The following is a 19,718-nucleotide window of genomic DNA, read 5'->3' on the forward strand; positions in this document are numbered from 1 at the left end:
GCCGCCCCGCACGGCCGCCGGCGGGCCGCCGACGGCCGGGGGGAGCACGGGGAGCGCACGGATGCGTTCCCCGATGTCGTGGCCGCTGTCAGTGCCCCGCCCCGGTGGCACCACCGGGGCACGGCGTCGCTACCCCGCCTCCGTCACGGCCTCCGCGAACTGGGCCGCGTACAGGCGGGCGTAGGCACCGTCCGCGGACAACAGGGTGTCGTGGGTGCCCTGTTCGACGATCGAGCCGTTCTCCATCACCAGGATGACGTCGGCGTCCCGGATGGTGGAGAGGCGGTGCGCGATGACGAAGCTGGTGCGGCCGCTGCGGAGTTGGGCCATGGCGTGCTGGATCAGCACCTCGGTGCGGGTGTCGACCGAGCTGGTGGCCTCGTCCAGGACGAGGATGGCCGGCTCGGCGAGGAAGGCCCGGGCGATGGTGATGAGCTGCTTCTCGCCCACCGAGACGTTGGCGCCCTCCTCGTCGATGACGGTGTCGTAGCCGTCGGGAAGGGTGCGGACGAAGCGGTCGACGTGGGTGGCCCTGGCGGCCTCGACGACCTTGTCGCGGGAGGTCCCCTCGGGGGCGCCGTAGGCGATGTTCTCGGCGATGGTGCCGCCGAAGAGCCAGGTGTCCTGGAGGACCATGCCGATGTGGCCGCGCAGCTCCTCACGGGACATCTCCGCGATGTCCACGCCGTCGAGGGTGATCCGGCCGTCGCGGACCTCGTAGAACCGCATCAGGAGGTTGACCAGGGTGGTCTTGCCGGCGCCGGTCGGGCCGACGATGGCGACGGTCTGGCCGGGGCGGACGGACAGCGAGAGGTCCTCGATGAGCGGCTTGTTCTCGTCGTAGCGGAAGGAGACGCCCTCGAAGGCGACCCGGCCGGTGACCTGCTCCGGGCGGGCGGGCCGCTCGGCGTCGGGGTGCTGCTCCTCGGCGTCGAGGAGTTCGAAGACCCGCTCGGCGGAGGCCACGCCGGACTGGACGAGGTTGGCCATCGAGGCGACCTGGGTCAGCGGCTGGCTGAACTGGCGGCTGTACTGGACGAACGCCTGGACGTCGCCGATGGACAGCGCGCCGGAGGCGACGCGCAGGCCGCCGACCACGGCCACCAGGACGTAGTTGAGGTTGCCGATGAACATCATCGCGGGCTGGATGATGCCGGAGATGAACTGGGCCTTGAAGCCCGCGGAGTAGAGCGCGTCGTTCTGCTCGCGGAACAGCGCGGCGGACTCCTTCTGCCGGCCGAAGACCTTGACCAGGGAGTGTCCGGTGTACATCTCCTCGATGTGCGCGTTGAGCTTGCCGGTGGTCTTCCACTGCTGGACGAACTGGGGCTGGGCGCGCTTGCCGACCTTGGTGGCGACGACGACCGAGACCGGCACCGTGACCAGGGCGACCAGGGCCAGCAGCCAGGAGATCCAGAACATCATGCCCAGCACGCCCACGATCGTCAGCAGCGAGGCCACTATCTGGCTGAGGGTCTGCTGGAGCGTCTGCTGGATGTTGTCGATGTCGTTGGTGGCGCGGGAGAGCACCTCGCCGCGCTGCTGCTTGTCGAAGTAGCTCAGCGGCAGCCGGGCGAGCTTCTCCTCGACCTGCTCGCGCAGCCGGAAGACGGTGCGCTGCACGACGCGGGTGGCGATCCGGGCCTGGACGAAGCCGAAGACGGAGGAGCCGACGTAGATCAGCGCGACGAAGAGCAGGACCATGCCCACCGCGCCGAAGTCGGTGTGCGGGCCGGGGGCCACCGGCATGCTGGCGACCAGGTCGGCGAGCCCGCCCTGGCCGTGCGCCCGCAGCAGGTCGGCGGCCTGCTCCTTGGTCAGCCCCGCGGGCAGGTCGCGGCCGACGATGCCGGCCATGATCAGGTCGGTGGCCCGGCCCAGCACCTTGGGGCCGACGACGGTCAGCGCCACGCTGAGCACGCCGAGCAGCAGCGCGACCGTGATCAGGCCGCGCTCCGGCCGCATCTGGGCCAGCAGCCGCTTGCCGGAGCCCTTGAAGTTCAGGGACTTGTCGATCGGGCCGCCCATCATGCGGGCCATCGGACCGCCGCCGGGGGCCGGGCCGCGGCGGGGGGCCGACGTGGGCGCCTCCGGGGAGGCACCGGCGGGCGTCGCCCCCGGGGCCCGGTCGGTGGCCAAGCCCTGTTTGTCCGCGGTGGTCATGCCGCCTCCTGCTCGGTGAGCTGGGAGAGCACGATCTCCCGGTAGGTCTCGTTGCCGGCCATCAACTCGCCGTGGGTGCCGGTGCCCACGATCCGGCCCTCGTCCAGGACCACGATCCGGTCGGCGCCGCGGATCGTGGAGACCCGCTGGGCGACGATCACCACGGTGGCCCGGTCGGTCTCCCGGGCCAGTGCGGCGCGCAGAGCCGCGTCGGTGGCGTAGTCCAGGGCCGAGAAGGAGTCGTCGAAGAGGTAGATCTCCGGCTTGCGGACCAGGGCGCGGGCGATCGCCAGGCGCTGTCGCTGACCGCCGGAGACGTTGGTGCCCCCTTGCGCGATCGGCGCGTGCAGGCCGCCCTCCATCCGCTCGACGAAGTCCCGGGCCTGCGCGATCTCCAGGGCGTGCCACAGCTCGTCGTCGGTGGCGTCCGGGTTGCCGTACCGCAGGTTGCTGGCGACCGTGCCGGAGAAGAGGTACGGCTTCTGCGGCACCAGGCCGATCACCGCGGCCAGCGTCTCCGGGGCCAGGGTGCGCACGTCCTCGCCGTCGACCAGGACCGTGCCGCCGGTGGCGTCGAAGAGCCGGGGCACCAGCCCGAGGAGGGTGGACTTGCCGGAGCCGGTGGAGCCGATGACGGCGGTGGTCTCGCCGGGGCGGGCGGTCAGGGAGATGTCCTTCAGGACCGGCTGCTCGGCGCCGGGGAAGCGGAACTCCACGTCCCGCAGCTCCAGTTCGCCGTGCCGGCGCAGCGTGCCGACCGGTGCGGCGGGCGGGGTGACGCTGGACTCGGTCGTCAGCACCTCCTGGATGCGCTCGGCGCAGACCTCGGCGCGCGGCAGCATCATCACCATGAACGTCGCCATCATGATCGACATCAGGATGTACATCAGGTAGCTGAGGAAGGCCGTCAGCGCCCCGATCTCCATCTCCTTGGCGTCGATGCGCAGCCCGCCGAACCAGACCACGGCCACGCTGGAGAGGTTCACGATCAGCATGACCAGCGGGAACATCATCGACATCAGCCGGCCGGCGCGGATCGAGATGTCGTAGAGACCGGTGTTGGCCCCGGCGAACCGCTCGCGCTCGTACCGGTCACGGACGAAGGCGCGGATGACGCGGATGCCGGCGATCTGCTCGCGCAGCACGCGGTTGACGGTGTCGATGCGCTCCTGCACGCCGCGGAACAGCGGACGCATCCGACGCACGATCAGTGAGACGAGGATCCCGAGGACCGGGACGATGACCAGGAGGAGCGCCGACAGCGGCACGTCCTGGTTGAGCGCCATGGCGATGCCGCCGACGCACATGATCGGCGCCGAGACCATCATCGTGAACGTCATCAGGACCAGCATCTGGACCTGCTGGACGTCGTTGGTGGTGCGGGTGATCAGCGACGGCGCGCCGAAGCGCCCCACCTCGCGGGCGGAGAACGACTGCACCCGGTCGAAGACCGCGGCCCGGATGTCCCGGCCCAGCGCCATGGCCGTGCGGGCGCCGAAGTACACCGCGCCGATCGCGCAGGCGATCTGGAGCACCGTCACCGCGATCATGAAGCCGCCGACGCGGAAGATGTAGCCCGTGTCGCCGGCCACGACACCGTTGTCGATGATGTCGGCGTTGAGGGTCGGCAGATAGAGCGTGGCCAGCGTCTGTATCAGCTGGAGCAGGACGATCAGGGATATGGAGCGCCTGTAGGGCCGCAGATGCGCCCGCGCGAGTCGGACCAACACAGGCCGGAGCCTATGCGAACACTTGCCTTCGGCAATCGAATTTCCCCGAACCGTGCAGGAATCGTCCCGGACCGCCGCAAACTCTTTACCCGAACTTGCCCGGAACCGGGCCGGCCGCCGCGTACGCCATCATGGAGGCGGCAAGAGCCCCCCGACGTGAAGAGGCCGCCGTGACAACAACTGGCACCGTGCGCTACTGGGCCGCGGCCAAGGCCGCCGCCGGCGCCGCAGAGGAGCCGTACGCGGCGGCGACGCTCGCCGAGGCACTGGACGCGGCGCGCACCGCGCACACCGCGAACCCGGAGTTCGCCCGCGTCCTGCTGCGCTGCTCCTTCCTGGTGGACGGCGTCCAGGTCGGCTCCCGCGATCATGCGGAGGTACCGCTGACCCAGGGCGGCACCGTCGAGGTCCTGCCGCCGTTCGCCGGAGGATGAGCAGAGGGTCATGAGCGACAACCAGCCGCAGCACCAGAACCCGTACGACCCGTACACCGACCCGTCACCCGGCCACCACCCCACGGCGCCGCCGCACGGCGACACCCCCGGCTACGCTCCCCCGTCCCCGCACCCCGGGTACGACCCGCAGACGGCCTACGGCACCCCGTACGGGCAGCAGCCCTACGACCCCTATATGCAGCAGCAGCCGCAGCAGCCGACCCAACCGGCCCCGCAGCACCGGCATCCCCAACAGGCGCAGCACGCACAGCAGCCCTACGGCTACGACGCGTACGGGCAGCCGCAGCACCAGTCCGCCGCCCCCTACGGGCAGGACGGCTACGGACCGGACGCCTACGGGAACGACGCCTACGGTTCGGACGCCTACGCGGCCCCGGTCCCGGCAGCCGCACAGCAGCACGGCGCGCACCAGGGTGCCCACGGCGCCGCGCACGGGACCACCGCCACCGCCGAGCCGGTGCCGGTCGAGCCGGTGCCGGTCGGCCACCCGGAGGCGGAGGCCGCCGCGCCCGCCCCCGCCGCGCCGCTCAAGCCCAACCAGATCGCCCGCGCCGAGGGCCGCTCGCCGATCATCCCGCCGGGCATCCAGCCGGCCGCGCTGACCGCGCTACTCGCCCTGCTGCTGGCGCTGGCCGCGCCGGTGGCCCGCCCGGTCCTGGTGGTCCCGGTGGTGCTGCTCCAGGCCGTCACCGCCGCCGGCTGGTTCCGGCTCAACGGCATGTGGCCGGCCCGCCAGGGCATCGCGCTGGCCTTCCTGGGCGGCGTGGCCACCGACGTCGGTCTGCTGGCCACCCCGCACGAGGACGCGCCGCTGGTGGCCATCGGCACGCTCGGCGTGTGGTGCCTGCTGGTCATCGTCCTCCAGCTGCGCAACCGCAGCAGCGCGGACGAGCGGATGTACGCGCTGACCGCGGGCCTGACCTCGTCCGCGCTGGCCGTGCTCGCCTCCGGCCACCTGGCCGCCGACCCGGACGCGGTGGCGGTCGGCGCCGCCGCGGTCGCCCTGGCGACGCTCGCCCGGGCGCTGCCGCTGCCCGGCCCGCTCACCCTGGTGCTCGGCCTGCTGGCCGGCGCCGGCGGCGGCATCGCGGCCGGCCAGCTGACCGGCATGGGGGCCACCGCGGCACTGCTGGGCCTGGCCGCCGGCGGCTGCGCCCTGATCGGCCTGCGGGTGGCCAGCTACGACTACCCGTCGAAGTTCGTCCACATGACCGCGGGCGTCGCCCTGCCGCTGGCCCTCGCGGCCCCGGCGGTCTACGTGCTGGGCCGGGCGCTGGGGTAGCCCCAGGCCCGCCACGCAGCGCCGCGGCGGCCGTACGGAGCGCAGGGTTCGGCGCTCGGTACGGCCGCCGCTCCCGTTCCGGCGACCGGTTCGTCTAGGGTTCCCGGAGCGCGGGCTGGGGGCTCGCGTACCGGATTGGACGAATCGGCCGACGGGACGCACCCCGGCCCGGCGGCCACAAGTGGGGGTAGTGGTTCGATGCGCGCACTGAAGGTGCTGCTGGTGCTCGTCGTGATATTCGGCGGGCTGTTCGTGGCGGCCGACCGCGTCGCGGTCAATCTCGCCGAGAGCAAGGCCGCGGACAAGCTCCGCAGTATGAACGGGATCACCTCGACGCCCGAGGTCTCCATCAAGGGCTTCCCGTTCCTGACCCAGGTCGCCGGGCGGAACCTCGACGAGGTCGACGCCGAACTCGACCATGTGGCGGCCCGTTCCGAGGGGCGCACGCTGACCCTCAAGCATCTCTCGGCGCAGTTCCACGACGTCGCGCTGACCAGCGACTACACCTCCATCCAGAGCGCCGCCTCGGCCACCGCCACGGCCGAGATCTCCTACGCGGACATGACCAACGCGGCCGGCGGCGGCGTCAAGATCTCCTACGGCGGCGAGAAGAACGGCCGCGCCCAGGTCAAGATCTCCCCCAACATCCCGCTGCTCAGCTCGTTCGACGTCACCGGCACGATCGACATCGTCCACGGCGACACCGTCCAGGTGCGGGCCGAGCGCATCCCCGCGATGTGCCAGGCGATCCCCGGCTGCGAGCGCAAGGTGCGGGCCCAGACCGACCACGGCTGGAAGCTGGACCAGCTGCCGGGCAGCCTGAAGCTGGAGAAGGTCACCACGACCGCGCAGGGCATCACGGTCACCGCGTCCGGCACCGACGTCAAGCTCACCGGCTGACCCGCCCCGGCGGGTGGCGGACCGCCCCACCGGACCGCCACCCGTCCACACCCTGAGACATCCCAGTCCGTAAACCAGACCCCCTCATCGGCGGCGCCCCCGCCGGGCCCTCCCGGCCTCGTTTCCCGGCACACGCATCCCGTATCGCGGACAATCACATCTCGCCATTTGACACACCGGTGACATGCCGCGCTCTCCCTCCCTACGATCGGTGCCATGCAGAGCGCATTGAGCGGTCTCCGTCCACGGAGACAGGCGGTACTGACGAAGCGGCGGGCAGTCGACCTGTGCCGCGTCGCCGCCATGCTCTGTCGCCCTGTCTGACGGGCCGTTGGCTCCCTCCCCGCGCTCTTCCGCAACGGAAGCGGGGGTGACCCACCGTCCCGGCCGGCCGTCTCCCCAAGGCCGCGCCCCTTCACGTGTCCCCAGCACAGCGCCGCGCGCATCCCGTCGCGCCGCGCCGTCCGGCGTACCCGTGTGCACCCCTCAATCCCCCCCCCCCCCCCCGCAACTGCCCCGGAGGAGAGAACGACATGAGCCGTAGCGACGTCCTGGTAGACGCCGACTGGGTCGAGGCCCACCTGGAGGACCCGAAGGTCGTCATCGTCGAGGTCGACGAGGACACCTCGGCCTACGACAAGAACCACATCAAGAACGCCGTCCGGATCGACTGGAAGAAGGACCTCCAGGACCCGGTCCGCCGCGACTTCGTCGACCAGGAGGGCTTCGAGAAGCTGCTCTCCGCGAAGGGCATCGCCAACGACGACACCGTCGTCCTCTACGGCGGCAACAACAACTGGTTCGCGTCCTACGCCTACTGGTACTTCAAGCTCTACGGGCACGACAGCGTCAAGCTGCTCGACGGCGGCCGCAAGAAGTGGGAGCTGGACTCCCGCGACCTGGTCGACGGCGCCGAGGTCCCCGCCCGCCCGGCCACCGCGTACAAGGCCCAGGCCCAGGACACCTCGATCCGCGCCTTCCGCGACGACGTGGTCGCCGCGATCGGCACCAAGAACCTGGTCGACGTCCGCTCCCCCGACGAGTTCAGCGGCAAGCTGCTGGCCCCGGCGCACCTCCCGCAGGAGCAGTCGCAGCGCCCCGGCCACGTGCCCAGCGCCCGCAACATCCCGTGGTCGAAGAACGCCAACGACGACGGCACCTTCAAGTCGGACGAGGAGCTCACCGCCCTCTACCAGCAGGAGGCCGTGGACCTGGCGAAGGACACCATCGCCTACTGCCGCATCGGTGAGCGCTCCGCGCTGACCTGGTTCGTGCTGCACGAGCTGCTCGGCCAGACCAACGTCAAGAACTACGACGGTTCCTGGACCGAGTACGGCTCGCTGGTCGGCGTCCCGATCGAGCTCGGCGCCAACAAGTAAGCCCGAGAGCCCCCTCTCCTCCCTACCCCTCAAGGAAGTACCGCTATGTGTGGAGCACAGGCCGGCGGCCCGGACGCCTCGACCATCAAGCCCGGTGAGACCACCATCCAGGGCAGCGTGACCCGCGACGGCCAGCCCGTCACCGGTTACGTCCGCCTGCTGGACAGCACCGGCGAGTTCACCGCCGAGGTCCCCACCTCCGCGACCGGACAGTTCCGCTTCTACGCGGCCGAGGGCACCTGGACGGTGCGCGCCCTCGTGCCGGGCGGCAGCGCGGACCGCAAGGTCGTCGCCCAGAAGGGCGGGCTGTCGGAGGTCGCCATCGCCGTCTGACGGCAACGCGCGTACGGACCCGGGACCCGGGTCCGTACGGCCGGAGGGCCGCGCCCCAGGGGTTTGGACGCCTTGGCTGAGGGGTGCGGCCCTCCGTGTCGCCCCGGCGCGGAAGGGCCCGTCCGGGCTTCTTTCCGGGCCGCGACGGACTTACCGTGGACGTATGTACGCGCATGCGCACCGCCGGCTCACCCCGCCGCAGCGCCGCCATCGCCGGTACTTCGTCCTGATGGGCGTGTGCCTGGTGCTGTTCGTGCTGGCGTGGAGCGTGGTGCGGCTGTGGTCCGTGCCGGTCGCGGTCGCGATGTGCGTCGTCGCCATGGTCATCCCGCCCGTCGCGGCCGTCATCGGCAACCGCCGGGAACCGGGCGAGCGCTGGTGGGACGAGTCCGGTGACCCGGAGTCCGACCGCTGGTGGCGCGAGCTGGACGACCGCGACGACGAGGACCGCCGCCGGAGCTGACGCCCGATCGCCCGGCCCGCTCCGGCAGCCGGCCCGCTTCCGTAGACGACTTCAGTAGACGAGCGCCTGCACGCCCTCCGGCATGATCTCGCTGACGAACAGCTGGGAACCGGCGATGCCCGCCCCCTCGATCAGGTCCTTCTCCTCGATACCGCGGCGCGCCGCGCACTGTGTGCAGACCGTGATCGCCCCGCCGCCCGCGCGGATCCCGTCGATCAGCTCCGGCAGCGGCGCCGCGTGCGGCAGCTCGAACTCCGCCGCCCGCCCCGGCATCGCGAACCACACCGACTCCCCGGTCAGCCACAGCGACACCTCGACGCCGCTGGCCACCGCCACCGCCGCCACCGTGAACGCCTGCGAGCACCGCTCGGGCGCGTCCGCGCCCGCCGTCACCTTGATCACCAGCTTCTTCGCCATGGGCCCAGCGTAGGCGCGACCGGGCCGCCGGGGCGCGCACGCCCTGCGGGGAGTCCGACGACCGGACGCACGGCCACGGTGGACCTCACAGCGCCGCCCCCGACGGCGCCGACTAGACTCGCAGGCGGTCCGTAACACCTCACTCCGCCCAAGGAGCGCGCTCGTGCTTGAGGCATTCTTCACCACCCTGCTGGTTCTGGTCGCCGTCGGCGTGATCGCGTTCGCCGGGCTGACCTGGAAGAAGCTGTACCAGGGCCAGCGCTGACCCACGTCCCCACTACAGATCGCCTGAGCTCATGATCGAGATCCCGTCCGACCTGAACCCGTCGCTGGTCCCGCTGGCCTTCCTCCTCGGCCGCTGGGAGGGCGCCGGCGTCTTCGACTTCCCCGGCGCCGAGAAGTGCAACTTCGGTCAGGAAGTCGTCTTCTCCCACGACGGCCGCGACTTCCTCGAATACACCTCGCGCACATGGGTGCTCGACAGCGAGGGCAAGCAGGTCCACGCGCTGGAGACCGAGACCGGCTTCTGGCGGGTCGACGAGGGCCGCAAGGTCGAGGTCGTGATGACCCGCGACCAGGGCGTCGTCGAGATCTGGTACGGCGAGCTGGCCGACAAGAAGCCGCAGATCGACCTCGCCACCGACGCCATCGCGCGGACCGCCGCGGCCAGCCCGTACAGCGGGGGCAAGCGGCTCTACGGCTACGTCAAGGGCGACCTGATGTGGGTGGGCGAGAAGTCCACTCCGGAGGTCCCGCTGCGCCCCTACATGTCCGCGCAGCTGAAGAAGGTCGCCGACCTCAAGGAGTGGGCCGAGAGCCTGCCCGACGACATGCCCGACGGCGTCTCCTTCTTCCGCCCGGACGGCACGCCGTACGAGGGCTGAGCTCCCCCGGCCACCGCCGGGGTGCCCCGCGGGCCGACCGGTCCGCACCACAACTGCATGACGCGCCCCGCGGGGGAAGTCCGGTGAGAGTCCGGCGCTGACCCGCAACGGTATGCGGACGTCCCGAAGGGGCACCGTTCCGCAAGCCCGATCACCCGCGGCGGCGCCGGATCCTCATCAACTCGCCGTGGACTGCGAGGGGACGCCGCCGTCGCCTGGCTCGGGCCGTCGCTCCTTGTCCTCCCCCAAGCTCTTGAGGAGCAGGGGGACCCCCACGCACACGGCCCGAGCCGAAGGCTTGACCACCCTTGGCACGTCCCGTCCGCACCCTTCCCCTGGCCGTCGCCCTGGCCGCCGTCCTGGCCGGCTCGCTGCTGTGCGGGACCGCCCTCGGCGCCGCCGGGATCGGCTGGCCGCAGGTACTGCGCTATCTGGGCGCCGGACTGACCGGCGGCACCATCCGACCCGACGAGGTCGCCGCGTACACCATCGTCTGGGAGCTGCGGTTCCCCCGCGCGGTGCTCGCCGCGGTCGTCGGCGCCGGCCTCTCCGCCATCGGCGTCGCCGTCCAGGCCCTGGTCCGCAACGCCCTCGCCGACCCCTTCGTGCTCGGCATATCCTCCGGCGCGGCGGTCGGCGCCAACGCCGTCCTGCTCTTCGGGACGCTCACCGCACTCGGCGTCTGGGCACTGTCCGTCGCCGCCTTCGGCTCCGCGCTGCTCGCCATGGTCCTGGTCTACGCCGCCGCCCGGACCGCCCACGGGCTGACCCCGATGCGGCTGGTGCTGACCGGCACCGCGATGTACTACGGCTTCTCCGCGATCACCACCCTGATGGTGTTCACCGCCGACCGCGGCGAATCGGCCCGCTCGGCGATGATGTGGCTGCTCGGCAGCCTCAGCGGCGCCGGCTGGGGCTCGGTGCCGATCGCCGGGCTGGCCGTCGCCGCGGCCCTCACCCACCTGCTGCTCTCCGCCGGCCGGCTGAACGCCCTGGCCATGGGCGACGAGACCGCCGCCGCGCTGGGCGTGGACCCCGAACGGCTGCGCCGCGAGCTGTTCGTAGTGGCCGCCGCGGCCACCGGCGCGGTGGTCGCGGTCAGCGGCGCGATCGGTTTCGTCGGGCTGATGGTGCCGCACGCCACCCGGATGCTGGTCGGCGCCGACCACCGCCGGGTGCTGGCCGTCGCGCCGCTGCTGGGCGCGGTGCTGCTGGTCTGGGTCGATCTGCTCTCCCGGGTGCTGATGGCGCCCGTGGAACTGCCCGTCGGGGTGATCACCGCGGTGATCGGCGTGCCCTGCTTCGTCCTGCTGATGCGGCGCCGCCGCTACACCTTCGGAGGCGGTGCCTGATGCGGCTCGACATCTCCGGGCTGTCGGTGGCGGTGGCCGGGCAGCGGCTCGTCCACGACGTCACCCTGACCGCCGGCAGCGGCCGGCTCATCGGGCTGGTCGGCCCCAACGGCAGCGGCAAGTCGACCCTGTTGCGGTGCGTCTACCGCGCCCTGCGGCCGGCCGCCGGCACCGTCCACCTGGACGGCACCGACCTGCACGCGCTGACCGCCCGGGAGGCCGCCCGGCTACTGGCCGCGCTGCCCCAAGAGGCGGGCACCGACTTCGACTTCACCGCCGCCGAGGTCGTCGCGATGGGACGGCTGCCGCACCAGCGCGGCTCGGGGCGGCCCAGGGCCGCGGACCGCGCGCTCTGCGACCGGGCGCTGGCCCGGGTCGGCGCCGCCCACCTGGCCGAGCGGGGCTTCCTGCGGCTCTCCGGCGGCGAGAAGCAGCGCGTCCTGATCGCCCGCGCCCTCGCCCAGGAACCGCGGGTGCTGGTCCTGGACGAGCCCACCAACCACCTCGACATCGCCCAGCAGTTGGACGTCCTGGCGCTGGTCCGGGACAGCGGGCTGACCGTGCTCGCCGCGCTGCACGACCTCAACCTCGCCGCGGTGCACTGCGACGAGCTGCACGTCATCGCCGACGGCCGGATCGTCGCCTCCGGCCCGCCGCACGACGTCCTCACCGCGGAGCTGCTCGCCGAGGTCTTCGGCGTCCGTGCGCACCGCGTGCGGCACCCCGAAACCGGCGCCGTCCAGCTGCTGTTCGACCGCCTGCCCGCCGCCTGAGCCCGCTCCCCGAGGAACCCGGACCCCATGCCCCACGCCCCGCGCCCCGCCCGCCGCGCCCCGCGCCCCGCCGCCCTGCTCGCCGCCCTGGCCCTGGCCGTCACCGGCTGCGGCGCCCACGTCGCCGACCCGACCCACGACACCGCCGAACGCGCCTCCGGGCACTACCCCGTCACCGTCACCAACTGCGGCACCCGGACCACCTACCCGCACGCCCCGCGCCGCGTGGTCACCAACGACGTCGGCATCACCGAGATCATGTTCGCGCTGGGCCTGGAGGACCGGATGGCCGGTTACGCCATGCCCGACGACAAGGGCGACCTCACCAAGGTCCCCTGGAAGGCCGCCTACGACAAGGTCCCCTGGCTGTCGAAGAAGGCCCTCACCAAGGAGACGGCCCTGGCCGCCAAGGCCGACCTGGTCTTCGCCGGCTGGAACTACGGCTTCAGCGAGGGCAACGGCCTGACCCCCGCCGCCCTGAAGAAGCTCGGCATCGGCTCCTACGTCCTGACCGAGTCCTGCCACAACGGCACCGGCGCCGGCGCCCGCGGCGTGATGCCGCCCCTGGAGGCGCTCTACACCGACCTCACCGCCCTCGGGAAGATCTTCGACGTCGAGGACCGCGCCCAGGCCCTGATCCGCACGTACAAGAAGCAGATCGCCGACGCCGCCGCCCGGACCCCGGCCCAACGCCCCACCGTCTTCCTCTACGACGACGGCCGCGACAAGCCGCTGACCGCCGGCAAGTACGCCGCCCCGCACGACATCATCACCAAGGCCGGCGGCGACCACGTCATGAAGGACCTCGAGGACTCCTGGACCACCGTCGGCTGGGAGACCGTCGTCGCCCGCGATCCCGACGTCATCGTCATCAACAACTACGGCGACACCTCCGCCGCGCAGAAGAAGGCGTTCCTGGAGTCCTACGCCCCGATCGCCGGCGTCTCGGCGATCAAGCACCACCGCATCTACGTGATGGATTACGCCGAACTCGTCGAAAGCCCCCGCAACCCCACCGCCATCAGCGACCTCGCCCGATATCTGCGGGGCGTGCGCACCGACTGACCGCCCTCCTACACTGGCCGTGTGGTGACCACCGACTGGCAGAGCGACCTCCGCAGGCGCGGATACCGCCTGACCCCGCAGCGACAACTCGTGCTGGAGGCGGTGGACAGGCTGGAGCACGCCACCCCGGACGACATCCTCACCGAGGTGCGCAAGACCGCCGGCGGCATCAACATCTCCACCGTCTACCGCACCCTGGAACTCCTCGAGGAGCTGGAGCTGGTCAGCCACGCCCACCTCGGGCACGGCGCGCCCACCTACCACCTCGCCGACCGCCACCACCACCTCCACCTGGTGTGCCGGGACTGCACCGACGTCATCGAGGCGGACCTGTCGGTGGCCGCGCCGTTCGCGGCCACCCTCCGCAAGCAGTTCGGCTTCGAGACCGACATGAAGCACTTCGCGATCTTCGGCCGGTGCACGGGCTGCGCGGCCCGGGCCGCGCAGGGCGGCGGTACGGCCGAGGGAAACGGGTAGCACACCGCCCGCTGGTCGTAGGCTGGCCCCATGCTGCGACATTCATCCGCCAGCCCCCTGCTGTCGCTGCCCGGCGCCGTCCCCGCCGAGGCCCCCGACGAAGGCGTCGCCGCGCACTACGGCGACCTGTTCCGGGAGCAACGCGCCCTCGCCGACGGATCCGGCTTCGTGGACCTCTCGCACCGCGGCGTGCTGACCGTCAGCGGCCCCGAGCGGCTGAGCTGGCTGCATCTGCTGCTGACCCAGCACGTCAGCGAACTCCCGCCCGGGCAGGCCACCGAGGCCCTGATCCTCTCCGCGAACGGCCACGTCGAGCACGCGGTCTACCTGGTCGACGACGGCGAGACGACCTGGCTGCACACCGAGCCCGGCAAACAGGAGGCGCTGATCGCCTACCTGGAGAGCATGAAGTTCTTCTACCGGGTCGAGGTCGCCGACCGCACCGACGACTTCGCCGTCGTCCACCTCCCGGCCGGCTCCATCGTCGACGCCCCCGAGGGCACCACCGTGCGGGAGACCCCGCACGGCCGCGACCTGTTCCTGCCGCGCGCCGAGCTGGAGTCCTTCGCCGCCGCTGAGGGTCCCGCGATCGGCATCCTCGCCCTGGAGGCGCTGCGCGTCGAGGCGCACCGCCCGCGGCTCGGCCTGGAGACCGACCACCGCACCATCCCGCACGAGGTCGGCTGGATCGGCGGCGCGGTCCACCTCCAGAAGGGCTGCTACCGCGGCCAGGAGACCGTCGCCCGGGTCCAGAACCTCGGCAAGCCGCCGCGCCGCCTGGTCTTCCTCCACCTCGACGGCAGCGAGGTCCACCTCCCGCCGCACGGGACGCCGGTCCGGCTGGCCGCGGACGGCGAGGAGGGCCGCCAGCTGGGCTTCATCACCACCTCGGCCCGCCACCACGAACTCGGCCCGATCGCCCTGGCCCTCGTCAAGCGCAACGTCCCGACCGACGCCCCGCTGCTCGCGGGCAGCACGGCGGCGGCCCAGGAGGTCGTGGTCGAACCGTAGGAACGGGGCGCACGGGGCGCACGGGGCGCCCTACGGGGTGGGCCGTCTCGTGCCCCACCCGGTGAGGCGCCCCGGAATGCATGTCCGGGAATGCGCTCCCTGGAACGCGCCCCGCGGATGCGCGTCCGGGAACGCGCTCCCGGGAACGCGCCACGCGGATGCGTATCCGGGAATACGCGTCCGGGCCCGTCACGTTGTGGCCCCGCAGGGGGCCTTCGCGTCCCCTAGGGGATCCGTTCCCTCCCCCTCGGGAGCCCCCAGGAGCCGTTCAGACCTCCAGCAGCACCGTGAACGGCCCGTCGTTCGTCAGCGACACCTTCATGTCGGCGCCGAACCGCCCGGTCTCCACCTGTGCGCCCAACGCCCGCAGCCTGGCGACCACCTCGTCGACCAGCGGCTCGGCGACCGGGCCCGGCGCAGCCGCCTGCCAGGTGGGACGACGGCCCTTGCGCGCGTCACCGTAGAGAGTGAACTGGCTGATCACCAGGAGCGGCGCGCCGTTGTCCGAACAGGACTTCTCGCCCTGCAGGATCCGCACCGACCACAGCTTCCGGGCGAGCTGCGCGGCCTTCTCCGGGGTGTCGTCGTGCGTGACGCCCACCAGGGCGCACAGCCCCTCACCGACGATCTCGCCGACCGTCTCGCCCGCCACCTCGACGCGTGCGCCGTTCACCCTCTGCACCACAGCTCGCATACCCGCCATCATGCCGGGCCGCCCCGGCGCCGCGGCCCGGGTACCCCCACAAGGGCCGTTCGAGTGCCATGGCCCTGCACACGGGCCGCACAGAGTGGCACGATGCGTGCACGCGGTGCGTTTCACGGACAACATGCCCTGGACGCGGCACCGGACGAGGGGACGGAACGATCCATGACCACACTCGGCGCCGGCCAGACTCCCGGCCCCGTGCCAACCGCCCGTACGGCACCCGTCGGCGGCCCGCCGCCGGCCCGCCCCGTCCCGCCGTCCAGCCCTCCCAGACCGGTCGTCCCGGAGACCCCGACCGCCCCGGAGGCCCCGCGGGCCCTGACCACCACCACCCCGGCGCCGGCTCCCGTCGAGCCCGCCCGTACCAAGGACGACCCCATGCTCCAGGCAGGCCAGGCACAGACCGCCCGCCCCCCGCAGCAGCGCGACCGCTTCCGTCCGGCCGGCCCACCGGAGCTGTCCGGCCTGAGCCTGCCCGAGCTGCGCGTGGTGCGCCGCGACTGCCAGCAGGAGGAGGCCGACCTCAGCTATCTGCGGCGGCTGCTCCAGGGCCGGATCGACATCCTCCGCGCCGAGATCGCCCGCCGCACCGGGCCGCACTCGCCGCTGCTGGACCGGCTGCCCGAGATCCTCACCGACCTCCCGTCGCGCCAGCGCTCGTCCGCCCGGCATGTGACGCTCGGCACCCCGCACAGCGAGGAGTACCGCCGGCTCGCCGACGAGATGCTCGGCGAGGTCGAGCTGTCGGACCTCACGGCCCGTACGGACGAGGAGCTGCACGACGGGATGGCGCGGCTGATCAGCTACGAGCGGCAGATCTCGCAGCGCCGTCAGTCCCTGCAGCGCACGACCGACGATTGCAGTGCGGAAATCGCACGCAGGTACCGTGAAGGCGAAGCCCAAGTAGACGACCTGCTCTCCTGATCGGCCACGAGCCGCCTGCGGGAGCGGGTCCCCGTCCCCCGGAAGGCCGGCCTTGACCTCGTCGAAGACCTCGTCCTCGTCCTCGCCCACCCCGATACCCGAGCAGTCGTCGTCCGCGGCGGCACCCGGGACGCCGGTCGCCCCGGTGCCGTCGCCGGTGCTCGCCGAGGTCGTCCGCTCCGGCTTCGTCGAGGGCCGGCACCGGGGCTCGCTGGTGGTGCTGGCGACCGACGGGAGCATCGAGCAGGCCCTCGGTGACGTCGCGGCGCCGGTCTTCCCGCGTTCGACGAACAAGCCGATGCAGGCGGCGGCGATCCTGCGGGCGGGCCTGGACCTCTCCGGGGAGCGGCTGGCGCTGGCCGCGGCGAGCCACTCCGGCGAGGCGTTCCACCTCGACCTGGTGCGGACCATGCTCGCCGAGCACGGGCTCTCCGCGGAGCTGCTGCAGACGCCGCCGGACCTGCCGCTGGACCCGCAGGAGGCGGAGCACTACCTGGCGGCCGGCAACGTCCGGGACCCGCTCACCATGAACTGCTCCGGCAAGCACACCGCGATGCTCGCGGCCTGCGCGCTGAACGGGTGGCCGCTGGAGACGTACCTGGCGCAGGACCACCCGCTCCAGCAGCTGATCCTGGACGTCGTCCGCACGGCGGGCGGCGAGGACGTCGCCCACATCGGCACCGACGGCTGCGGGGCGCCGCTGATGTCGCTGTCGCTGACCGGGCTGGCGCGGGCCTACCGGCACTTCGTGCTCGCCGAGCCGGGGACGCCGGAGCGGCGCGTGGCGGATGCGATGCGGGCGCACCCGGAGTACGTCGCGGGCACCCGCCGGCCGGACACCTGGCTGATGCGGGCCCTTCCCGGCACCCTCTCCAAGATGGGCGCCGAGGCGGTGCAGGCACTGGCCCTGCCGGACGGGCGGGCGCTGGCCTTCAAGATCGACGATGGTGCGGGGCGCACGCTGGGGCCCGTTCTGGCCCGTGTGCTGCGCGGGATGGGCGTCGAGGACGCGGTGCTCGCGCGGATCGAGGACGTTCCGCTGCACGGGGGCGCGAGCCGGGTGGGGGAGATCCGGGCGGCCTTCTGAGCGGGCTCCGGGTCGTCCCACGTGGTGGTTCCGGGCGGCGGTCCCTGCCGCCCGTGCCGGTCCTCGGGCCGGCCGGTCGGTGGGCGCCCCGCCGCGGTCCGGCCCCGCGCCCGGGCGGACCCGGCGGAATCCGCGCCCCCGCATCCGTCACGCAGGGGGCCGGGAAAACCTAAAGTGGCGGTGCATCCGTAATGGCTACTCACCACCACAGCAGGAGGCCGGCGACCATGAGTGACGCGAATTCCGAGCCGCAGGGGCCCGAGGCGATCGAGCACGCGCACGACCCCGAGGTGCTGCAGCTCGCGGCCAAGGTGTTCGACCTGGCGCGGCACGGTGACACCGACACCGTCGCCGCCTATGTGGACGCGGGCGTGCCCGCCAACCTGACGAACGACAGGGGCGACTCCCTGGTGATGCTCGCCGCCTACCACGGTCACCCGGCCACCGTGGAGGCCCTGTTGCAGCGCGGCGGGGACGTCGATCGGGCCAACGACCGGGGGCAGACCCCCCTTGCCGGTGCGGTGTTCAAGGGGGCGGACGAGGTCGTGAAGGTCCTGCTGGCGCACGGTGCCGATCCGGCGGCCGGTGCGCCGTCGGCGATCGAGACGGCGCGGATGTTCCAGAAGACGGAGTTGCTGGAGCTGTTCGGCGCGGAGTGACGGCCCCGGGGGCGGGCCGTCCCTGCTCGCCCCCCGCCGCTTGACCTCATGTTTGATTGAGGTTTTAACGTCGTGGCCGTCGCACTCCACTCCGCCACGAAGGGCCTCACATGTCCGCAGAGCGCTACACCCTCGCCGTGATCGTCGCCAGCACCCGGGAGGGCCGGTTCGCCCCGGTCGTCACCGAGTGGTTCACCCGGCACATCGGCGCCGCCCACCCGCACCTCGCGGTCGACGTCATCGATCTGGAGGCCGTCCGGCCCTACGAACTCCGGCACGGGAGCGCGGAGTTGATCGCGTACGCCAAGCGCGTGGAGCAGGCGGACGCGTTCGTCGTGATCACGCCGGAGTACAACCACTCCTTCCCGGCCCCGCTCAAGCACGCCATCGACCTGCTGCGCGCCGAGTGGCAGGCCAAGCCGGTCGGCTTCGTCTCCTACGGCGGGATCTCCGGCGGCCTGCGCGCGGTCGAGCAACTGCGGCTGGTGTTCGCCGAGTTGCACGCCACGACGGTGCGCGAGACGGTCAGCTTCGCGCTCACCGGCGGCCCCTTCGACGACCAGGGGCAGCTGCGCGACCCGGAGCCGCCGGCCCGGGCCGCGGACGCGCTGCTGAACCAGCTGGCCTGGTGGGCGCTGGCCCTGCGGGAGGCGCGCACGGCCCGTCCGTACGGCAACTGAGCCGACCCGGCCGGGCGTTCCGCGCGACACGGCGGCGCTCCCGGTCGCGCCGCCGCGGCCATGGGCACCGCAGCGCGATCGTCGATACTTGAGGCGGGTGCGCACGGAGGCGCGCCGGTGTCGCGGGGAACGTGGAGGGGGTTGGCGTGGGCGGACGGAAGGGCCCCTACGAGTGCGGGCTGGACGCCGCCGTGGACGTCATCGGCGGCAAGTGGAAGGTGCTGCTCCTGTGGGCGCTCGCCCAGGGCCCGCGGCGGTTCGGCCGGTTGCGCCGGGAACTGCCGGGGATCAGCGAGAAGGTGCTCGTCCAGCAGCTCCGCGAGCTGGAGGCCGACGGCATCGTCCACCGCGAGGTGTTCGCACAGGTCCCCCCGAAGGTCGAGTACGCGCTGACCGGGCTCGGCATGTCGCTCAACGAGGCGCTGGCCCCGCTGGGCGCCTGGGGGCGGCAGCACATGGCCCATCTGGAGGCCACCCACGGGCAGCGCCATCCGGACGCGGTCTGATCCCGACCGGCGGCGCGCCGGCCGTCGCCGTCATCGCCGTCATCACCGGTCGGCGGGGTCGACCGGGCCCTCCTGCACGGCCCAGCCGTTCCCGTCCGGGTCGCTGAAGTAGACGAACGAGTTCCACGCCCCGCCGGGGCCGTCGGCGAGTGCCCCGTTCTCCACGTGCCGCACGGGGCCGACCGGCACCCCGCGGGCGAGCAACTCGCCGCGGGCCGCGGCCACATCGGGCACCACCAGCTGCACCCCCTGCACCGAGCCGGGGCGCACCGGCGTCACCCCGTCGCCCGCTCCCAGGACGATCGAGCAGTCCGATCCGGGCGGGGTCAGCTGGACGATCCGCACGCCGTCGTCGAGCCGGACGTCGAAGTCGACGGCGAAGCCGACCCGCTCGCTGTAGAACCGCTTCGCGCGTTCCACGTCGCTCACCGGAATCGGCACCAGCGCGAGCTTCCATTCCATGGTGTGCCGC

The 19,718-nt window shown here is 72.5% G+C and carries 23 protein-coding genes and 1 riboswitch; of the genes, 18 read left to right on the forward strand and 5 right to left on the reverse strand.

Annotation, left to right across the window (positions count from 1 at the left end; genetic code table 11):
• Window positions 1–129 precede the first annotated feature (129 nt).
• Together SNOUR_RS17550 and SNOUR_RS17555 are read right to left on the reverse strand one after the other, a co-directional pair.
• On the reverse strand, window positions 130–2,163 hold the full coding sequence (locus SNOUR_RS17550; protein WP_099055704.1) for an ABC transporter ATP-binding protein: 2,034 nt from the start codon (window positions 2,161–2,163) through the stop codon (window positions 130–132).
• Complete coding sequence (locus tag SNOUR_RS17555) at window positions 2,160–3,893, reverse strand: ABC transporter ATP-binding protein (protein WP_067348149.1); 1,734 nt, start codon at window positions 3,891–3,893, stop codon at window positions 2,160–2,162. Before SNOUR_RS17555 ends, SNOUR_RS17550 begins: the two co-directional genes overlap by 4 nt.
• Window positions 3,894–4,024: 131 nt before the next feature.
• On the opposite strand from SNOUR_RS17555, the gene SNOUR_RS17560 reads away from it, so the two are divergent.
• From SNOUR_RS17560 to SNOUR_RS17585, 7 genes are all read left to right on the forward strand, one after another.
• A complete protein-coding gene (locus SNOUR_RS17560; RefSeq protein WP_067358434.1) occupies window positions 4,025–4,327 on the forward strand; it encodes a MoaD/ThiS family protein in 303 nt (100 codons plus the stop codon).
• A gap of 10 nt (window positions 4,328–4,337) precedes the next feature.
• Window positions 4,338–5,630 carry a hypothetical protein gene (locus SNOUR_RS17565; RefSeq protein WP_067348151.1) on the forward strand — a complete coding sequence of 431 codons (1,293 nt, stop codon included), beginning with the start codon at window positions 4,338–4,340 and terminating at the stop codon, window positions 5,628–5,630.
• 198 nt (window positions 5,631–5,828) lie between these two features.
• The gene (locus SNOUR_RS17570) at window positions 5,829–6,530 is read left to right on the forward strand and encodes an LmeA family phospholipid-binding protein (protein WP_067348152.1); all 702 of its coding nucleotides are present in this window, start codon (window positions 5,829–5,831) and stop codon (window positions 6,528–6,530) included.
• A gap of 216 nt (window positions 6,531–6,746) precedes the next feature.
• The gene (locus SNOUR_RS49265) at window positions 6,747–6,854 is read left to right on the forward strand and encodes a putative leader peptide (RefSeq protein ID WP_350309850.1); all 108 of its coding nucleotides are present in this window, start codon (window positions 6,747–6,749) and stop codon (window positions 6,852–6,854) included.
• Window positions 6,855–7,063: 209 nt separating this feature from the next.
• Complete coding sequence (locus tag SNOUR_RS17575) at window positions 7,064–7,909, forward strand: sulfurtransferase (protein WP_067348154.1); 846 nt, start codon at window positions 7,064–7,066, stop codon at window positions 7,907–7,909.
• A 45-nt stretch (window positions 7,910–7,954) separates the two neighbouring features.
• On the forward strand, window positions 7,955–8,242 hold the full coding sequence (locus SNOUR_RS17580; RefSeq protein WP_067348157.1) for a DUF1416 domain-containing protein: 288 nt from the start codon (window positions 7,955–7,957) through the stop codon (window positions 8,240–8,242).
• 163 nt (window positions 8,243–8,405) lie between these two features.
• Window positions 8,406–8,705, forward strand: coding sequence for a DUF3099 domain-containing protein (locus SNOUR_RS17585; protein ID WP_079142744.1), 300 nt, complete (start codon window positions 8,406–8,408; stop codon window positions 8,703–8,705).
• A gap of 51 nt (window positions 8,706–8,756) precedes the next feature.
• Here SNOUR_RS17585 and SNOUR_RS17590 read toward each other — a convergent pair whose 3' ends face one another.
• Window positions 8,757–9,122 carry a DsrE family protein gene (locus SNOUR_RS17590; RefSeq protein ID WP_039633976.1) on the reverse strand — a complete coding sequence of 122 codons (366 nt, stop codon included), beginning with the start codon at window positions 9,120–9,122 and terminating at the stop codon, window positions 8,757–8,759.
• A 296-nt stretch (window positions 9,123–9,418) separates the two neighbouring features.
• Between SNOUR_RS17590 and SNOUR_RS17595 the strand changes: the two genes are divergently transcribed.
• The 6 genes from SNOUR_RS17595 to ygfZ all read left to right on the forward strand — a co-directional run bounded on the left by SNOUR_RS17595 (window position 9,419) and on the right by ygfZ (window position 14,684).
• Entirely contained in the window at window positions 9,419–10,006 is a 588-nt protein-coding gene (locus tag SNOUR_RS17595) for a heme-binding beta-barrel domain-containing protein (RefSeq protein ID WP_067348159.1), read from the forward strand.
• Between the two features lie 72 nt (window positions 10,007–10,078).
• Window positions 10,079–10,163, forward strand: a riboswitch (cobalamin riboswitch).
• 151 nt (window positions 10,164–10,314) lie between these two features.
• Window positions 10,315–11,358 (forward strand): FecCD family ABC transporter permease, encoded by a 1,044-nt coding sequence (locus SNOUR_RS17600; RefSeq protein ID WP_067348160.1) that lies wholly within the window; start codon window positions 10,315–10,317, stop codon window positions 11,356–11,358.
• Window positions 11,358–12,131, forward strand: coding sequence for an ABC transporter ATP-binding protein (locus SNOUR_RS17605; protein WP_067348163.1), 774 nt, complete (start codon window positions 11,358–11,360; stop codon window positions 12,129–12,131). Before SNOUR_RS17600 ends, SNOUR_RS17605 begins: the two co-directional genes overlap by 1 nt.
• A 27-nt stretch (window positions 12,132–12,158) precedes the next feature.
• Complete coding sequence (locus SNOUR_RS17610; protein WP_067348165.1) at window positions 12,159–13,196, forward strand: ABC transporter substrate-binding protein; 1,038 nt, start codon at window positions 12,159–12,161, stop codon at window positions 13,194–13,196.
• A 21-nt stretch (window positions 13,197–13,217) separates the two neighbouring features.
• The gene (locus SNOUR_RS17615; RefSeq protein WP_067348166.1) at window positions 13,218–13,673 is read left to right on the forward strand and encodes a Fur family transcriptional regulator; all 456 of its coding nucleotides are present in this window, start codon (window positions 13,218–13,220) and stop codon (window positions 13,671–13,673) included.
• Window positions 13,674–13,703: 30 nt separating this feature from the next.
• Window positions 13,704–14,684, forward strand: coding sequence for a CAF17-like 4Fe-4S cluster assembly/insertion protein YgfZ (gene ygfZ, locus SNOUR_RS17620; protein ID WP_067348168.1), 981 nt, complete (start codon window positions 13,704–13,706; stop codon window positions 14,682–14,684).
• A 268-nt stretch (window positions 14,685–14,952) separates the two neighbouring features.
• Here the strand turns inward: ygfZ and dtd are convergent, their stop codons facing one another.
• Entirely contained in the window at window positions 14,953–15,378 is a 426-nt protein-coding gene (gene dtd / locus SNOUR_RS17625) for a D-aminoacyl-tRNA deacylase (protein ID WP_039633993.1), read from the reverse strand.
• Between the two features lie 174 nt (window positions 15,379–15,552).
• Here dtd and SNOUR_RS17630 point away from each other — a divergent pair, with 174 nt between their 5' ends.
• The 5 genes from SNOUR_RS17630 (at window position 15,553) to SNOUR_RS17650 (ending at window position 19,246) form a co-directional block, all read left to right on the forward strand.
• Window positions 15,553–16,314, forward strand: coding sequence for an RsiG family protein (locus SNOUR_RS17630; protein ID WP_067348170.1), 762 nt, complete (start codon window positions 15,553–15,555; stop codon window positions 16,312–16,314).
• 52 nt (window positions 16,315–16,366) lie between these two features.
• Window positions 16,367–17,401: an asparaginase gene (locus tag SNOUR_RS17635; RefSeq protein ID WP_376738524.1), complete on the forward strand. Its 1,035-nt coding sequence runs from the start codon at window positions 16,367–16,369 to the stop codon at window positions 17,399–17,401.
• A 227-nt stretch (window positions 17,402–17,628) separates the two neighbouring features.
• Complete coding sequence (locus SNOUR_RS17640; RefSeq protein WP_067348172.1) at window positions 17,629–18,060, forward strand: ankyrin repeat domain-containing protein; 432 nt, start codon at window positions 17,629–17,631, stop codon at window positions 18,058–18,060.
• Between the two features lie 110 nt (window positions 18,061–18,170).
• Window positions 18,171–18,740, forward strand: coding sequence for an NADPH-dependent FMN reductase (locus SNOUR_RS17645; RefSeq protein WP_067348174.1), 570 nt, complete (start codon window positions 18,171–18,173; stop codon window positions 18,738–18,740).
• 146 nt (window positions 18,741–18,886) lie between these two features.
• Window positions 18,887–19,246 carry a winged helix-turn-helix transcriptional regulator gene (locus SNOUR_RS17650; protein ID WP_067348176.1) on the forward strand — a complete coding sequence of 120 codons (360 nt, stop codon included), beginning with the start codon at window positions 18,887–18,889 and terminating at the stop codon, window positions 19,244–19,246.
• Window positions 19,247–19,288: 42 nt separating this feature from the next.
• On the opposite strand, the gene SNOUR_RS17655 is transcribed toward SNOUR_RS17650, so the two are convergent.
• Window positions 19,289–19,708 (reverse strand): VOC family protein, encoded by a 420-nt coding sequence (locus SNOUR_RS17655; protein WP_067348178.1) that lies wholly within the window; start codon window positions 19,706–19,708, stop codon window positions 19,289–19,291.
• Between the last annotated feature and the right edge of the window lie 10 nt (window positions 19,709–19,718).

Origin of the sequence: Streptomyces noursei ATCC 11455 (assembly GCF_001704275.1) — a bacterium.
In the GTDB taxonomy this organism is placed as follows: Bacteria; Actinomycetota; Actinomycetes; order Streptomycetales; family Streptomycetaceae; genus Streptomyces; species Streptomyces noursei.

Excerpts from the sequence above, each read along its gene's own strand:
- SNOUR_RS17550 (WP_099055704.1), bottom strand. The coding sequence starts at position 2,163 with ATGACCACCGCGGACAAACAGGGCTTGGCCACCGACCGGGCCCCGGGG.
- SNOUR_RS17560 (WP_067358434.1), top strand. The coding sequence starts at position 4,025 with ATGGAGGCGGCAAGAGCCCCCCGACGTGAAGAGGCCGCCGTGACAACA.
- SNOUR_RS17565 (WP_067348151.1), top strand. The coding sequence starts at position 4,338 with ATGAGCGACAACCAGCCGCAGCACCAGAACCCGTACGACCCGTACACC.
- SNOUR_RS17570 (WP_067348152.1), top strand. The coding sequence starts at position 5,829 with ATGCGCGCACTGAAGGTGCTGCTGGTGCTCGTCGTGATATTCGGCGGG.
- SNOUR_RS49265 (WP_350309850.1), top strand. The coding sequence starts at position 6,747 with ATGCAGAGCGCATTGAGCGGTCTCCGTCCACGGAGACAGGCGGTACTG.
- SNOUR_RS17575 (WP_067348154.1), top strand. The coding sequence starts at position 7,064 with ATGAGCCGTAGCGACGTCCTGGTAGACGCCGACTGGGTCGAGGCCCAC.
- SNOUR_RS17580 (WP_067348157.1), top strand. The coding sequence starts at position 7,955 with ATGTGTGGAGCACAGGCCGGCGGCCCGGACGCCTCGACCATCAAGCCC.
- SNOUR_RS17585 (WP_079142744.1), top strand. The coding sequence starts at position 8,406 with ATGTACGCGCATGCGCACCGCCGGCTCACCCCGCCGCAGCGCCGCCAT.
- SNOUR_RS17590 (WP_039633976.1), bottom strand. The coding sequence starts at position 9,122 with ATGGCGAAGAAGCTGGTGATCAAGGTGACGGCGGGCGCGGACGCGCCC.
- SNOUR_RS17595 (WP_067348159.1), top strand. The coding sequence starts at position 9,419 with ATGATCGAGATCCCGTCCGACCTGAACCCGTCGCTGGTCCCGCTGGCC.
- SNOUR_RS17605 (WP_067348163.1), top strand. The coding sequence starts at position 11,358 with ATGCGGCTCGACATCTCCGGGCTGTCGGTGGCGGTGGCCGGGCAGCGG.
- SNOUR_RS17610 (WP_067348165.1), top strand. The coding sequence starts at position 12,159 with ATGCCCCACGCCCCGCGCCCCGCCCGCCGCGCCCCGCGCCCCGCCGCC.
- ygfZ (WP_067348168.1), top strand. The coding sequence starts at position 13,704 with ATGCTGCGACATTCATCCGCCAGCCCCCTGCTGTCGCTGCCCGGCGCC.
- dtd (WP_039633993.1), bottom strand. The coding sequence starts at position 15,378 with ATGCGAGCTGTGGTGCAGAGGGTGAACGGCGCACGCGTCGAGGTGGCG.
- SNOUR_RS17630 (WP_067348170.1), top strand. The coding sequence starts at position 15,553 with ATGACCACACTCGGCGCCGGCCAGACTCCCGGCCCCGTGCCAACCGCC.
- SNOUR_RS17640 (WP_067348172.1), top strand. The coding sequence starts at position 17,629 with ATGAGTGACGCGAATTCCGAGCCGCAGGGGCCCGAGGCGATCGAGCAC.
- SNOUR_RS17645 (WP_067348174.1), top strand. The coding sequence starts at position 18,171 with ATGTCCGCAGAGCGCTACACCCTCGCCGTGATCGTCGCCAGCACCCGG.
- SNOUR_RS17655 (WP_067348178.1), bottom strand. The coding sequence starts at position 19,708 with ATGGAATGGAAGCTCGCGCTGGTGCCGATTCCGGTGAGCGACGTGGAA.